The sequence below is a fragment of the Bradyrhizobium sp. USDA 4011 genome, from assembly GCF_054063415.1.
Genome location: NZ_JBSSGG010000001.1, coordinates 5,625,361 through 5,640,032, shown reverse-complemented (window position 1 = coordinate 5,640,032; position 14,672 = coordinate 5,625,361). Strand labels below are relative to the sequence as shown.

General features: G+C 66.5%; 13 protein-coding genes and 1 pseudogene. 8 read left to right on the top strand and 6 right to left on the bottom strand.

Translation table 11 applies throughout. The annotated features are described in order from the left end of the window. Positions 1-70 precede the first annotated feature (70 nt). A pseudogene (locus ACVW1C_RS26520) lies at positions 71-1,008 on the top strand (aldo/keto reductase). Between the two features lie 179 nt (positions 1,009-1,187). Continuing rightward, entirely contained in the window at positions 1,188-2,228 is a 1,041-nt protein-coding gene (locus ACVW1C_RS26515) for an IS110 family RNA-guided transposase (protein ID WP_456760917.1), read from the top strand. Between the two features lie 317 nt (positions 2,229-2,545). Here ACVW1C_RS26515 and ACVW1C_RS26510 read toward each other — a convergent pair whose 3' ends face one another. Both ACVW1C_RS26510 and ACVW1C_RS26505 read right to left on the bottom strand, forming a co-directional pair. Continuing rightward, the gene (locus ACVW1C_RS26510; RefSeq protein WP_456760916.1) at positions 2,546-3,775 is read right to left on the bottom strand and encodes a DUF1501 domain-containing protein; all 1,230 of its coding nucleotides are present in this window, start codon (positions 3,773-3,775) and stop codon (positions 2,546-2,548) included. Continuing rightward, a complete protein-coding gene (locus ACVW1C_RS26505) occupies positions 3,772-5,340 on the bottom strand; it encodes a DUF1800 domain-containing protein (protein ID WP_456760915.1) in 1,569 nt (522 codons plus the stop codon). The genes ACVW1C_RS26510 and ACVW1C_RS26505 overlap by 4 nt, the downstream gene beginning before the upstream one ends. A 315-nt stretch (positions 5,341-5,655) precedes the next feature. Between ACVW1C_RS26505 and ACVW1C_RS26500 the strand changes: the two genes are divergently transcribed. After that, on the top strand, positions 5,656-6,330 hold the full coding sequence (locus tag ACVW1C_RS26500; protein ID WP_456760914.1) for an HAD family hydrolase: 675 nt from the start codon (positions 5,656-5,658) through the stop codon (positions 6,328-6,330). A 115-nt stretch (positions 6,331-6,445) separates the two neighbouring features. Here ACVW1C_RS26500 and ACVW1C_RS26495 read toward each other — a convergent pair whose 3' ends face one another. Together ACVW1C_RS26495 and ACVW1C_RS26490 are read right to left on the bottom strand one after the other, a co-directional pair. Then, positions 6,446-7,630: a peptidase M15 gene (locus ACVW1C_RS26495; RefSeq protein WP_456763178.1), complete on the bottom strand. Its 1,185-nt coding sequence runs from the start codon at positions 7,628-7,630 to the stop codon at positions 6,446-6,448. 66 nt (positions 7,631-7,696) lie between these two features. After that, positions 7,697-8,374, bottom strand: a complete 678-nt coding sequence (locus ACVW1C_RS26490) for a TetR/AcrR family transcriptional regulator (protein ID WP_456760913.1) — start codon at positions 8,372-8,374, stop codon at positions 7,697-7,699. Positions 8,375-8,462: 88 nt separating this feature from the next. Here ACVW1C_RS26490 and ACVW1C_RS26485 point away from each other — a divergent pair, with 88 nt between their 5' ends. Then, positions 8,463-9,254, top strand: a complete 792-nt coding sequence (locus tag ACVW1C_RS26485; RefSeq protein ID WP_456760912.1) for a crotonase/enoyl-CoA hydratase family protein — start codon at positions 8,463-8,465, stop codon at positions 9,252-9,254. A 121-nt stretch (positions 9,255-9,375) separates the two neighbouring features. On the opposite strand, the gene ACVW1C_RS26480 is transcribed toward ACVW1C_RS26485, so the two are convergent. After that, positions 9,376-10,083 carry a glutathione binding-like protein gene (locus ACVW1C_RS26480; RefSeq protein WP_456760911.1) on the bottom strand — a complete coding sequence of 236 codons (708 nt, stop codon included), beginning with the start codon at positions 10,081-10,083 and terminating at the stop codon, positions 9,376-9,378. A 203-nt stretch (positions 10,084-10,286) separates the two neighbouring features. Here ACVW1C_RS26480 and ACVW1C_RS26475 point away from each other — a divergent pair, with 203 nt between their 5' ends. Both ACVW1C_RS26475 and ACVW1C_RS26470 read left to right on the top strand, forming a co-directional pair. After that, entirely contained in the window at positions 10,287-11,402 is a 1,116-nt protein-coding gene (locus ACVW1C_RS26475) for an MBL fold metallo-hydrolase (protein ID WP_456760910.1), read from the top strand. Further along, positions 11,399-12,043, top strand: a complete 645-nt coding sequence (locus ACVW1C_RS26470) for an SCO family protein (protein ID WP_456760909.1) — start codon at positions 11,399-11,401, stop codon at positions 12,041-12,043. Before ACVW1C_RS26475 ends, ACVW1C_RS26470 begins: the two co-directional genes overlap by 4 nt. 156 nt (positions 12,044-12,199) lie before the next feature. Here ACVW1C_RS26470 and ACVW1C_RS26465 read toward each other — a convergent pair whose 3' ends face one another. After that, positions 12,200-12,433 (bottom strand): hypothetical protein, encoded by a 234-nt coding sequence (locus tag ACVW1C_RS26465; RefSeq protein ID WP_456760908.1) that lies wholly within the window; start codon positions 12,431-12,433, stop codon positions 12,200-12,202. Between the two features lie 111 nt (positions 12,434-12,544). On the opposite strand from ACVW1C_RS26465, the gene ACVW1C_RS26460 reads away from it, so the two are divergent. Continuing rightward, positions 12,545-13,447 (top strand): LysR substrate-binding domain-containing protein, encoded by a 903-nt coding sequence (locus ACVW1C_RS26460; protein ID WP_456760907.1) that lies wholly within the window; start codon positions 12,545-12,547, stop codon positions 13,445-13,447. Then, positions 13,440-14,660, top strand: coding sequence for an NAD(P)-binding domain-containing protein (locus ACVW1C_RS26455; protein WP_456760906.1), 1,221 nt, complete (start codon positions 13,440-13,442; stop codon positions 14,658-14,660). Before ACVW1C_RS26460 ends, ACVW1C_RS26455 begins: the two co-directional genes overlap by 8 nt. Positions 14,661-14,672: the final 12 nt, after the last annotated feature.

Here is a 14,672-nt window from a genome sequence, read left to right as displayed (position 1 = left end):
GCACCTTGCCGCCCCTCGGCGTGCTTGTCACAATGCACGGCATTCCTCGCCTATCCCACAGGATCGTCTCATGGAAATTCGTAATCTCGGCGGCTCCGGCCTGCGCGTGTCCGCGGTCGGCATCGGCTGCAACAATTTCGGCCAGCGCACCGACCTGGAAACCTCGCGCAAGGTGATCCACAAGGCGATCGATCTCGGCATCACCCTGTTCGACACCGCCGACATCTATGCCGGCATGGGCGGCTCGGAGACCGTGCTCGGCACCGTGCTGGGCGATCGCCGCAAGGACATCGTGCTCGCCACGAAATTCTCCAAGCCGATGGCGACCGACGGCACCAAGCAGGGCGCCTCGCGGCGCTACATCATGTCGGCGGTCGAAGCGAGCCTCACCCGCCTGAAGACCGACTACATCGATCTCTACCAGCAGCATGATTATGATCCGCTGACCCCGATCGACGAGACGCTGCGCGCGCTCGACGATCTCGTGCGCCAGGGCAAGGTGCGCTACATCGGCAACTCCAACTTCCCGGCGTGGCGGATCGCGGAGGCGGAATACGTCGCGCGCGAGCTTAACGTGAACCGCTTCGTGTCCTGCCAGGACGAATACAGCCTCGTGGTGCGCGGCATCGAGAAGGACCTCTTGCCCGCCGCGCAGCAATACAATCTCGGCCTGCTGCCGTTCTTCCCGCTCGCGAGCGGTCTTCTGACCGGCAAGTACCAGCGCGGCACTGCTGCGCCCGCCGACACCCGCTTCGCCAAGGCGCCGGCGCTGAAGGACCGCTACGTCACGCCGCGCAACGAGGATATCGTCGAGAAGCTGCAGGCCTTCGCGCAGGAGCGCGGCCACACCATGCTCGAGCTCGCCTTCTCCTGGCTCGCCGCCCGCCCGCAAGTCGCAAGCGTCATCGCCGGCGCAAGCGTCCCGAGCAGATCGAGCAGAACGTGAAAGCAATCGGCTGGAAGCTGAGTGCGGAGGAGATGGCGGAGATCGACAGGATCACGAAGTAGCACTCGCTGTCGTCCCTGCGAAAGCAGGGACCCATAACCGCAAATGTTTGGGGTGATACTGCGCTGGGGCCCCAGCGCGTTCCAGCAACTCGCAACTGTGGTTGATGGTGTGGACGGCCCCCTACGGCATCAGTGTGCCAGAATGAGGTTGTTACAAATCTCAGACATGGGAGCCGTCCGTGAACCAGATTATCCGCATTGGGATGGATACGTCGAAGCATATTTTTGTGCTGCATGGGGTTGATGCGTCCGAGCAGCCGGTCTTACGCAAGAAGCTTTCGCGCAAACTCGTGCTGGAGTTCTTCGCCAAATTGCCGCCGACGGTGATCGGGATGGAGGCCTGCGGGGCGTCGCAATATTGGGCGCGAGAGCTTTCCAGGCTGGGCCATGAGGTGAAGCTGATGGCACCGCAATTGGTGAAGCCCTACGTGATGCGGAACAAGAATGACGGGCGAGACGCAGAAGGCCTGTGTGAGGCGATGAGCCGGCCGAGCATGCGCTTTGTGCCGGTGAAAAGCGCCGAGCAGCAGGCTGCGCTGATGCTGATGGGGGTCCGCGACGGACTGATCGCCCAGCGCACCCAATTGACCAACACGATCCGCGGCCATGCGGCGGAGTATGGCCTGATCGCGCCCAAGGGGCTGGAGGCGATCGAACCGCTGCTGGCGCGGATCGCGCAGGACGAGACGCTTCCCGCTCTGGCGCGCGAGCTGTTTGCCATGCTGGGCCGGGAGTGCGTCAGGCTCGAGGACGAGTTGGAGGCGGTTGAGGCCAAGCTGATGGCCTGGCACCGCGGCGATGCCACGGGCCGGCGCCTGGCGCAGATTCCGTCGATCGGTCCGATCATTGCAACGATGCTGGTGATGAAGACACCTGATCCGGCCGCGTTCCGCTCAGGTCGTCACTTTGCGGCTTGGCTCGGCCTCACGCCCAAGGACCACTCCACCGCAGGCAAGACCAGGCTTGGCAAGATCACGCGGGCGGGCGATGAGGACCTGCGCCGTCTGCTGGTCGTCGGGGCCACGGCGGTGATCCAGCAGGCCAGGCGCGGACGCGGTCATCACTCGCGCTGGCTACTGGCGCTGATCAAGCGCAAGCCGCCGAAGCTTGCGGCCGTAGCGCTTGCCAACAAGGTGGCGCGCATCGCCTGGAAGCTGATGGTGACGGGTGAGAGTTATGACGCCGCACGGCTGAATGCCGCTACGACGGGTACCGCTTAACAGATTGGCCGGCCGGCGGGCTCGCTCGCCGACCGACCGACCGGAGCTGCAAGAGCAGATGGAGCGATCGATCGAGCAACGATGCGAGACAATCCGTGGGACCCATCGGCCGTCAACAGGTCGCGTGGTTGTTTGGAACTCGCATCGCGCAAACCATCTTGGCCAGCGATTCATTCGATCGCACTCAACAGGCCGGACATATGGATGCAAGCGATCCGATCAATCCCAGAAAGCTCTTGTGCCACGGGGGCCGTCCACATATGGGTCCCGGCTCGCGCTTCGCTTGCCCGGGACGACACCGAGTATGTGACGGCCGCTTACACCACCAGCCCCTTCATCGGCTTCACCGGGGCGCTGTCCGGGAACACGGCGTCGGCCAGCACGCGCTCGCCGAGGCCGAACTGGTCGTGCAGCACGCCCTTGATCACGGCGCGCAGATCGGTGGTCGGGGCGAGGTCGCGGGCCTGGTAGAGATTGGCCGGCTTCAGGCCCGGCCAGTCGGTGATCATCCGGCCGCCGTTCACCGCGCCGCCGGCGAGCAGCGCGACCGTGCCGGTGCCGTGGTCGGTGCCCTCGGTGCCGTTGATGCGCGCGGTGCGGCCGAACTCGGTGGCGACCACGATCACGGTGTCGCGCCAGCGCGCACCTAAGCCGCTCTGAAATTCCGCCAGCGCGCCGTCGAGACCGCCGAGCAGCTGCGCGAGCCGGCCGACCGGCCCGCCTTCGTTGGCATGCGTATCCCAGCCATCGAAGGCCAGTGCACCGATCCGCGGGCCGTCATCTGACGCCATCAATTTGGCGGCGCCGCGCGCCACCAGCCGCATCGCCGCGACGCCGCCACCGCCGGGCTGCGGCTTCATCTCGCTGCCCTGCGCCTGCCTCTCGAGCTGCAAGCCCTGCGTCAGCGCGCTCGCCAGCGTCGGATCGCGGTGCTGGTAGAGATCGAGCAGCCGCATCGCGGTGTCGTCGGCGGCCTGTGGCAGCGCGGTCGGTGCCCAGCCGACGGTCGGCGCTGCGCCGCGCAACACCAGCGGCGTGGTCGGGCCGACCGCAAGCGCGCTCGTCACCCGCTCACCCCTCGGCAAGGCTTCGAGCGCGCGGTTGAGCCAGCCGGACTGCACGCGGCCGGGCCCGGGGAAGCCGCTCTCCAGCACATCCTGGCCATCAAAGTGCGAGCGATCGCGATAGGAGGTCGCAACCGCATGAACCACCGCGGCCTGCTTGGCGCGATACATCCGCGCGAATTCCGGCATCGCCGGATGCAGGCCGAAGAAGGGTTCGAGCATCACGGCCGCGTTCGGCCCATCGGCCTTCAGCGCGATCGCGCCGTGCAGGCCGGCATAATCCGGGTCGCCGACCGGCGCCACGGTAGCGAGGCCATCGAGCGCGCCGCGCAGGATGATGGTGACGAAGCGCGGATCGCGGCCATCGGCGGCGCGCGCGAATTTCGGCAGATAGGCCCAGGCCGCGAAGGAGGCGCCACCGAGCAGCAGCGCGCGCCGCGATGTCGCCTGCAGCATCAAGCTCTCGGAGCAATCCATGGTCATCTCCTCTGGAATTCCGGCGACATCAGCAGCAGCGCCAGCGCCTGCTGCCGCGATTCCGCGCGCTCGATCGTGCGCCGCGTCTCGACCGAAGCGGCATCAGCCGCAATCAACTCGAGCAGGTCGCGCGGGTCGAACCGGTCGGCGAGCTGGGAGCCAAGCTGCGCCGAGATGTCGAGCCTGAGCTTGATGCCCTCAGGCGCGGCCCATGCCGCCGCGGTATCCGGAAAGCCGTTCGGCCCGGCCGGCGACCACAGTGGCTGGCCGAGCACGTTGAGACCGTTGAGGTAGCGGCCCGGATCCTCCGGATTGCGTGCCAGCAGCCGGCCGGAGGCGAGCAGGAATTCATAAGGCGAGCGCATCTTTGTGAGTGGCGCCTGCCACGCCTCGTTCGACCGAACGAGCGCGGTGGCGAGCGCCCTGAGATCGCCGTCGGTCCTGGTGAAGGTGTCCTGCAGCTTCGCCACCAGCGCTGGCGGCGGATCGTCGGCCACGAAATGACGGGCGAACTTGGTCGCGATGAATTTCGCTGTCGAGGGATGCCGCGCGATGTCCGATAGCACAGCCTCGCCCTGTGCGAGGCCGGCCTGCGCGTACGTCTTGCCCAGCACCTGCTGCGGCCCGGGCTGGTGCGCATTGGCATTGAACACGAAGCTGCCGGGCGCACCGAGCTGGCCGCGGCGGCCGGCAAAGGTCCAGCCGGTGATGACGCGCGCCAGCGCGGTCACGTCGTCCTGGGTGTAGCCGCCGCCGACGCCGAGCGTATGCAGCTCCATGATCTCGCGCGCCAGATTCTCGTTGAGGCCGCGGTTGCGATTGATGCCGGCACGCGACTCCGGCCCGAGCGATTGCTGGTTGTCGAGGAAGAACAGCATCGCCGGATGCTGCTCGACAGCCTTCAGCATGTCGCCGAAGCGGCCGAGCACGTGCGGGCGGATCGCCTCGCGTTCGAACGAGCCGGCCCACATCCGCGCCAGCGCGCCCTTGTTGGCCGAGATGCAGAAGTGGTTGGACCAGAAGACCACGAGCCGCTCGACAAAGCCGCAATCGGCGACCACGCCGCGCTGCAGCCGCGCCAGCGCCTCGGCACGGAACGTCTTCTGGATGATGTTGAGCGGCTGCGCCGGCGGCTTGGGTGGACCAGCCGGCGGCTGCATGGTCGGAGGCTGCATCGTCGCCGCATTGGCGCTGTCGGCCGCCTGCGGCTGCATCGTCGGATCCTTCCCGGCGATTTCCTTGGCGGCTGACGACAGCGACAGATTACGCCGCTGCTGCGGCTTGGCGTCCGCCCCTTGCGGCGGCATCTCGCTCGCGCCTTGCTGCGCCGCCTTCGCGGCATCGCGCGCCTGCTTGATCTCGAACTGATAGTCGAACACCTGCTTGCCGAGCTCCGGCGTCGAGAGCAGGCCCGGCACTTCGAGCAGCGCGCCGTTCGGACGCGCCAGTTCCGCCAGCACGAAACCGCGCGGATCGGCGGCCGCGTTGATGAAGTCGCCGGCCGTCCCGCCGCGGGCGCCAAATCCAAACCGGTTGAGAGCAATCAGCGCGGCTTGCGAATCACGGGCCATCAGAATTCCATTAACGGCCGATCCCGGCTATATCAGTTGCCCGGCATCATAGCGCGGTCCGGGATGAACCCGAGATTAATTCGCGCATTAAATCGCGGTTAGAATGGACCTCACGTCACACGATCGTTCCGAACCAGCCTCTCCGCGCCGGCTTGCCTGCACGGCATGCGGTAGCGAATTCTCCTGCTCGCTCGCGGGATCGTGCTGGTGTTCCGACGAGAGCTTCCGCTTGCCGATGCCGGGCGATGGCAGCGACTGCCTGTGCCCCGCATGCCTGCGGAAACTGGCGGACCAGCAAGCCGCGGTGAGCACCACGTGAACGGACGCTGGACCGTCGACGCCATCCTGCTCGACATGGACGGCACGCTGCTCGACACCGAGAAGGTCTATTTCGACAGCCTGGTCGCGGCGCTGAATGCCTGCGGCTACGCCGACGGCGTCGTCGCGCTGTGCCATGCCATGGTCGGGCTCCCCGGCCCGGTCTGCGAAGCGATGCTGCGCGATCATTACGGCGCGGCGTTTCCGCTCGAGGCCGTCAACCAGGCCTTCCTCGAACACCGCGATCGGATGATGCGCTCGGGCCTGCCCCTCAAATCAGGCACGCTCGATCTGCTCGACGCCATCGCCGCCGCGGAGCGACCGATGGCCATCGTCACCTCGTCGTCGCGCCGCTCGGCCGAGCGCAACCTGACGCTTGCCGGCATTCGCGGCCGCTTCGAGACGCTGCTGACGCTTGACGACGTGACGCACGGCAAGCCGGATCCGGCGCTCTATTTGAAGGCCGCCGCGCGGCTCGGCGTGACGCCGGCGGCTTGCATCGCAGTGGAAGACTCCAACCACGGCGTCACCGCCGCCCACGCCGCCGGCGCGATCACGTTGATGGTGCCGGACATGGCACCGCCGACCGAAGCGGCCCGCGCGAAATGCGCAGCCGTGCTGCCGGACCTCAATGCGGTGCTGGCACTGCTGCAGGAGCGCGGCGCGCTTTAGCCGTTCCGAGCATTTCGGGTACGACGCTGGCGGGTTACGCCGGAGCCGTCATCGGACCGTGCTTTTTGCGCAGACCCGGTGGGCTAACCCACCATACGAACCATCGCGAACCCGCTCAGATCGTTCGCACCTTCGATGACTTCGCGGTCTTTGCGCGTTTCACCGCCGCGCGATTGTCGTGCGCTGCGTCGCGGCTGCGTGTCTTCGCGTCCGTCGCCGCGCGCCGCGTTTCGCCACCGCGGTGAGCGGCATATTCCTTGCCATCGATCGGCGCCAGATGAGGCGGGTCAAAATCGAGATAGGGGCGCGCGACGCCAAACTCCTTGCCTTGCGCGTCGATCCATTTCCAGAGCCTTTCCGACGATTTCCAACGGTCGTCGCGAGTCGCGCCGTCGATGCTGACGATGTCGGCCGCGAGCCCATGGCCGTAGCCGCCACGGAAGCTGCCGCCGTGATACGACTTGTTGCTGGCCGCCTTCAGCCCGCTTGCAATCGACTGGCGGTAGTCATCGCGGAAAGCGCTGGTGATGCCGGGCGACAGTCCGGCCTGTTCCGCCGCGAGAAGCGCCCGAAAGAGCTTCAGCTTGAAGCTCCGATCGACGCCCCCCATGACGTAGTCCATCATCGGCATGCCGGCTCTTTCGGCCGCCTTGGTGTCCTTCCAGGCGAAATCCTCATCGACGAGCCTGGTGAAGGTTCTGGTGACCGTCACCATTTTCTTCTTTCTCTTGACCGTCACCTGCCGCTGCTCCGGCACCTTGATGGTGTCTTCCTTGGGCGTCCTTTGGTAGAGCGCCCACAGATAGCGATCGATGCAGGCATTGACGTCCCAGCACTCGTCGAGGATTTGGACGGAGTCCACCGCCGGCTTGACCACGCGAGGCTCCGGATCCGGCGTGTTCGCTGCCGGCGCCTGCAGCGGTTGGATGTCCGGCAGCGCCGGATCGGTCAACGCGGCCTCGACGACAGGTTCCGTCTCGTGCGCGGTCGGCACAGCATGGGCGGTCGCCACCGCTTCCTGTTCGCTCATGGTCACGGCATGAGAGCCATCGACGGCAGCATTCGACGTGGCAGTTGCCGGCGATATCGCCGATACGGCATCGGCGACGACAGCGGGTGCGCGGGGCTCATCAACTGATGCACCGGTGACTGACGCATCGGTGACTGACGCATCGGTGACTGACGCACCGATCTTCTCGATGCCAGCCGAACCGGACGCCGCAAACCACGAGACAATGCAGCCCGACAGAACGACGACCGTCCCGCCCAACGCCGCCGCCCGCACCCGCCGCGAGTTCATCATCCCAGCCTCCACGGGCTCCTCGGGAGCCAAGATTGCAAGCATGTGACGATGCGGATTGTCTGCTCAGGGCGTGGTCGCGCAATGGCGAATGAAGGTTAACGCCCCATCTTTCCGAATGATGTTGCCCGAATGCAACTCGGGCCCTACCCCCCGCTTTCGTCCCGATTTCTTCAGCGCCGTCTCGATCAGCGAGCGCGCGGCTTCGCCCGCCGTCTCCATATAGCTGGCGTCGCGGTGCAGCAGCACGACGGCGAATGATCCGTCCAGCAGCAGCAATACCTGCCGCGCCAGTTTGAGAGGATCGGCGATGCCCTGCTCCGCGAAGGTCGCGCGCAGCCAGTCCTCGAACTTCTTCTTGTGCGCGGCGCCGATCCGGATCGCGGGATGCCCGGGCATGTTGGCGAGCTCGGCCGAGGTGCGCAGGAAGCCGCAGCCTTTCCACTTCGGATGCCGCGCCGAGCGCGCAAGGTTCTTGAAGATCGCCTGGACCTTCGCCGGCAGCCCGCCCTCGGCCTCCGCGAACCACGTCCGGAACAGCGCGAGATTGGGCTGGTCGCGCGCGGCGAGATAGGCGGCGACGAGGTCGTCCTTGCTCTTGAAGTGATAATACAGCGTGCGCTTGGTGAGGCCGGCCTTGGCGGCCACCTCGTCGAGGCTGACGCGGCGGATGCCTTCATTGTAGAACAGCGCATTCGCCGCCTGGACGATGCGCGCGCGGGTTGGCTCGGAGGGTCTCGGCATCCGTCGTATGTATACTCACCAGTGAATATACACAAATTCCGGGAGCCTCTAGGTTCGGCGCCACGAACACCCGTGCCGGAGATTCACCATGCCCGACCCCATCCTGCTCGCAATCGACGACGGGATAGCCCTGATCACCCTGAATCGCCCCGCCCAGCTCAACGCGCTCAATTACCAGCTGATCGATCAGCTGATGGCGGCGCTCGACCGCATCGAGGGCGAGGCTGGCGTGCGCGCCGTGATCCTGACCGGCGCCGGCGAGCGCGCCTTCTCGGCGGGCGCCGACATCAAGGAATTTTCGGAAAGTGTCAAGCAGAGCGCCGCGGTCGCAGTGCGCGACTTCGTCCGCCGCGGCCAGGCCATGACCGCGCGGCTGGAGGCGTTCAAGAAGCCTGTCATCGCCGCGGTCAACGGGCTCGCCTTCGGCGGCGGCTGCGAGATTACCGAAGCCGTGCATCTCGCCATTGCCAGCGACCGCGCGCTGTTTGCAAAACCCGAGATCAAGCTCGGCATGCCCCCGACCTTCGGCGGCACCCAGCGGCTGCCCCGGCTGGCGGGGCGCAAGCGCGCCCTCGAGCTGCTGCTGGCCGGCGATCCGTTCCCGCCCGAGCACGCACGCGAGATCGGGCTGATCAACCGGATCGTGCCGCACGATCAATTGCTGGCCGCCGCGCGCGAGCTCGCCGGCCGCATCGTCAGGCATTCGCCCGGTGCCGTCGCCGGCACCATCACCGCGGTGACGCGCGGGCTCAACGTGCCGATCGCCGAGGGCCTGCTGGTCGAGAGCGAGCAGTTCGCCGCGCTGGTGCCGAGCCGCGACCTCGCCGAGGGGCTCGCCGCGTGGAAGGAGCGGCGGCCGGCGAAGTATGTGGGAGCGTGAGCTCCGCTGGTACCACACCCGTCATTGCGAGCGAAGCGAAGCAATCCATGTCCCCACGCGGCGAAACATGGATTGCTTCGTCGCTTCGCTCCTCGCAATGACGGCGAAGGAGACCTGCGCCCTACCGCACCACCGCCGCGGTCTGCCCGAACAGCAGCTTGCGCTCTTCCTCGGTGCGGATCGCGGGCTGGCCGAAGTTCGGGTTGACCTCCTTGGCCTTGGCATAGGCGCGCTCGGTCGCCGGGCGCTTGCCGATCGTCTCCAGCCAGCGCTTCAGATGCGGGAAGTCGTCGATCTCCTGGCCCTGGTTCTTGTAGGGCACGACCCAGGGATAGCTCGCCATGTCGGCGATCGAATAGTCGCCGGCGATGAATTCGCGGTCGGCAAGCCGCTTGTTGAGCACGCCGTAGAGCCGGTTGGTCTCGTTGACATAGCGATCGATCGCGTAAGGCAGCTTCTCGACCGCGTAGTTGCGGAAGTGATGGTTCTGCCCGGCCATCGGCCCGAGCCCGCCCATCTGCCAGAACGTCCACTGGATCGCGTCATAGCGGCCGTAGAGATCCTCGGCCAGGAACTTTCCGGTCTTCTCGGCGAGGTAGAGCAGGATCGCGCCGGATTCGAACAACGAGATCGGCTTGCCGCCGCCCTTCGGCGCGTGATCGACGATCGCCGGAATACGGTTGTTCGGCGCGACCTGCAGGAAGTCCGGCATGAACTGATCGCCCTTGCCGATGTTCACCGGGAAGATCTTGTATTCGAGGCCGGTCTCCTCGAGGAACATCGTGATCTTGTGACCGTTCGGCGTGGACCAGTAGTGTAGATCGATCATGGGCGTGATCCTGTTGTCGGACATGTTGCGCGGCGAAAGATGCGTTTGCATGAATTTGAATAATCCGGATGCCAAGTCAATGCCCGGCACCCCCATTCGCGCGCAATTGTGATGAGCCGATTGAGCGGGTCCACGATTGGGAATAGGCTCCGCAAATAGTTTTGTTTGTTTCCCTGACGACATTTGCAGCGGGAGGAATTGCGATGATCAAGGATCTGGCACGACGCGACTTTCTGAAGGGTTCGGCGGCACTGGCTGGCGCCGCGGCCGCGGGTGCATTCTCCTGTGTCGAGATCGCGAGGGCGGCGCCGATCGAGGTGCCGACCGTCGACAAGCTCTCGATCCGCGTGCTGGTCGATTCCAGCTACGATTTGTTCTTCAAGCCGAAGCAGGCGAACGGCGTCACGATCGCGCCGCCGCCGCGCACCGCGGACTACCAGAAGTCGCTGCACAATGAATGGGGCCTGTCGCTGTGGTTGGAGTCGGAAGCCAAGGGCGCGCAGCGTACGCTGATGCTCGACTATGGCTACACGCCGGACGTGCTGCTCAACAACATGGCGCTGGTCGGCGTCGATCCGGCCAAGATCGACGCGCTGATCGTGAGCCACGGGCATTACGACCATTTCGGCGGCCTCAACGGCTTCCTCGACAAATTCCGCGACAAGCTGCCGGCCGACGTGAAACTCTATGCCGGCGGCGAGGACAATTTCTGCCACCGGGTCAGCGCAACGCCGACCAAGGGCCAGTTCACCGATTTCGGCACGCTGGATCGGCGCCAGCTCGCGGCGCAACGCATCACGACGGTGCTGTGCGAATCTCCGACCGTGATCGCCGATCACGCCTTCACCACCGGCAAGATCAACCGCCGCAGCATCGAGCGCGTGCTGCCCAACACCTGGGTCGAGTTCAGCATGAAGGACGGGCTCGGCTGCAACGCCAGCCACTATCTGCCGGCCGAGCTCGAGGGCAAGATCGTGCCCGACGAGCACATCCACGAGCACGCCACCTGCTTCAACGTGCGGGACTTCGGCCTCGTCGTGATCTCGTCCTGCGGCCATGTCGGCATCGTCAATTCGGTGAAGCAGGCGCAGGAGGTCTCCGGCATCCAGAAGGTGCACGCGATCGTCGGCGGCTTCCATCTCGGACCGGCGCCGAAGGACTACCTCACCGAGGTGGTCGCCGAGATCAAGAAGCTCGATCCCGACGTGGTGGTCCCGATGCACTGTTCCGGGCTCAATTTCGTGCAGGAGGCCACCGCGCAGATGGGCGACAAGGTGCTGGTCACCACCACCGGCAGCCGCCTCTCCTTCGGCATATGATCGCGCCGATCCTGCGCGTCATTGCATGCGCTGGCGCGGCCCTGGCTTGCGCCGGCCTGTGGCTGGCGCCGGCGCTGGCCGGCGATGCGCCGGCGCAATCGGCGCGCTCGGCCGCCGAGATCATGGACATCCTGATGTGGAACAGGGAGCCGGTCGGCGGCCCGTTCGCGCTGACCGATCAGGCCGGGCATGTCCGCACCGACAGCGATTTCCGCGGCCGGCTGATGCTGATCTATTTCGGCTTCACCTATTGCCCCGACGTCTGTCCGACCGATTTGCAGGCGATCGCGCTGGCGCTCGACAAGCTCGGTCCTGACGGCGATCAAGTGCAACCGATCTTCATCACGGTCGATCCCGAGCGCGACACCGCGGCCCACCTCGCGGAGTACGTGCCGCTGTTTCACCCGCGGCTGATCGGGCTGACCGGCAGTGGTGAGGCGATCCGCAAGGTCGCCGATGCCTACAAGGTCTACTATGCCCGCGTGCCGCTGAAGGACGCCGGCGACTACACCGTCGATCACACCGCCTACATCTATCTGATGGACCGCGACGGCAATTATCTCGGGTTCTTTCCGCCGGGCACATCGGCAGACCGCATGGTCGAGATCATCCGGCCACGGCTCGCTGCGCCGGCGCGCTAGTGCTGCAACGGGACTGCCTCCCTCTCCCGCTTGCGGGGGAGGGTCGGGGTGGGGGCTCTCCCCACGAGTCGGAATCTTGATGTGGAAGCACCCCCACCCGCCGCGCTGCGCGCGTCGGCCTCCCCCCGCAAGCGGGAGAGGCAAAGAAAGACGTTCTCAATGCATCCGCCCATGCGCGCGCAAAAACGTCTCGCCGCTTTCCGTCACCATCACCCGCATGCCCTCGACCGAGGGGCGGCGCGCGACATAGCCGCGGTCGACGGCGTCTTCCCAGATCGTCAGCCGCGGGCATGAGGTGCGCCAGACCTCGAGCACCTCGGCATAGGGCCGCGGCTCGCGCGCGACCCATTCCACGAGATCGAGCACCAGGGCGTCTGTGGTCTCACTCATTTGCTCCTCGCCGGGGTCAGCAGGGCTTCACGTCTCCGGTATTTCTGCGCTGCTTGGCCTCTGCCGGCAAACTGAGTTATCTTGCCCTTGCATCAGTTTTCCTGAGGGTTCATGCGGCGGCTGCTCTTTCTCAACGGCATCAAGGCATTCGAGGCCGCGGCGCGGACCGGTAGCTTCGCCGCGGCGGGCAGCGAGCTCAACGTCTCGGCCGCCGCGATCAGCCGGATGGTGCATCTCTTGGAAGAGCGGCTCGGCGTCGCACTGTTCGAGCGCAAGGCCAATCGCCTCGTCACCACACAGGCCGGCCGCGCCTATCAGGGCGGGCTGACGCCGATCTTCGACGCGCTGGCGAGCCTCACCGCGCAGGTCACGGCGTCGGCGAGCGCGCGCGTGCTGACCGTCGGCGTCGGCCCGACTTTCGCGCTGAAATGGATGATCCCCCACCTCGCCGAGTTCCGCAAAGCGGAGCCCGACATCGAGGTGCGGATCACGACCGGCGGCATGGCGGTGCCGTTCGCCGACGACTGGAGCTGCGGCATCCAGCTCGGTGACGGCCAGTGGCCGGGGCTCGTCGCCGAGCCGCTGTTCGCCGCCGACCTGATGCCGGTGTGCACCGCGCGGCTCGCCAACACCCTCAAGCGTCCGGGCGACCTGAAGGGGCCGAGCCTGATCCGCGTCGCGCATTCGCCGGACGACTGGCCGTCCTGGCTGAAGGCCGCGGGCGTGCCGCGCCTGACGGCGCGCGGGCCGGAATTCCAGTTCTACGGCCAGGCGCTGCAGGCAGCGAGCGATGGGCTCGGGATCGCGATGGGCATCCGGCCCTATATCGACGACGATCTCGCCGCCGGTCGGCTGGTGGCGCCGTTTGCGCTCGGCGTACCGAAGGGCATGCGCTGGTATCTGGTCTATCGCGGCTTCCACGCCGAGCAGCGCGATTTCGCCGCGTTCCGGCGCTGGATCATCCGCGCCGCCGCGGAACCCGCCGCGCGCCGCAAGGGAGCGCGCAATGCCTGACGAGAGCATCGACACGCTGGTGATCGGCGGCGGCCAGGCCGGGCTCACCATGAGCCATCGGCTGAAGCAGCGCGGCATCGACCATCTGGTGCTGGAGCGGCGGCGGATCGCCGAGCGCTGGCGCAGCGAACGCTGGGACGGCCTGATGTTCCAGTTTCCAAACTGGTCGGTGCGGCTGCCGGAGTTTGCGTTTCCGCACAGCGATCCCGACGGCTTTTCGGACACCGCCTCCATCATCGCCTTCATCGAGGACTATGCCGCCTTCGTCGCGCCGCCGATCCGCTGCGGCGTCGAGGTCACCAAGCTGCGCCGCGACGCCGATGGGTTCCTCGCCGAATTTGCCGGCGGCACCATAACCACCCGCAACGTCGTCATCGCCACCGGCCCCTATCAGCGGCCGCTGCGGCCCGACGTGCTGGACGGTCATCCCGGCCTGTTTCAGGTCCACGCCAGCGGTTACAAGAATCCCGCGCAATTGCCCGACGGCGCGGTGCTGGTGATCGGCGCCGGCGCCTCGGGCGCGCAGATCACCGAAGAGCTGGTGCGCGCCGGCCGCAATGTCTTCCTCTCGGTCGGGCGTCACAACCGCCTGCCCCGCCGCTATCGTGGCCGCGACCTGTTCTGGTGGCTGGCCGAGATGGGCGTCGACGAGACGCCGGTCGAACAGCGCGGCCCGTCGCGCCTGCTGCCGGTGATTACGGGCGCCCATGGCGGCCACACCATCGATTTCCGCCGCTTCGCCGCCGATGGCGTGGCGCTGCTCGGCCGCGTGACGGCGGCGCGCGACGGCGTGCTCGAGATCGCGCCCGATCTCGCCACCAACATCGCCAATGGCGACGCCTACTACGCGACATTCCTCGGAATCGTCGACGACTTCGTCGCGGCACGCGGCCTCGAGCATCCCGACGATCCCTTGGCGCGCCTCCGCCTGCCCGATCCGCCGTCCCTCACTGCGCCGCTGCGCACGATCGACCTGCGCGCGGAGCGGATCAGCAGCGTGATCTGGGCCACCGGCTATGGGCTCGATCTGGACTGGATCGACATGCCGGTGCTGGACGCCGATGGAGCACCACGACACCGTCATGGCGTCTCCGACGTCCCGGGCCTGTATTTTCTCGGCCTGCAATGGCTGTCGAAGATGAAATCCTCGTTCCTGTCGGGCGTCGGCGACGACGCGGCCGTGCTCGCCGATCACATCGCCGCCCGCGGCTAGCGCTTGATGAGA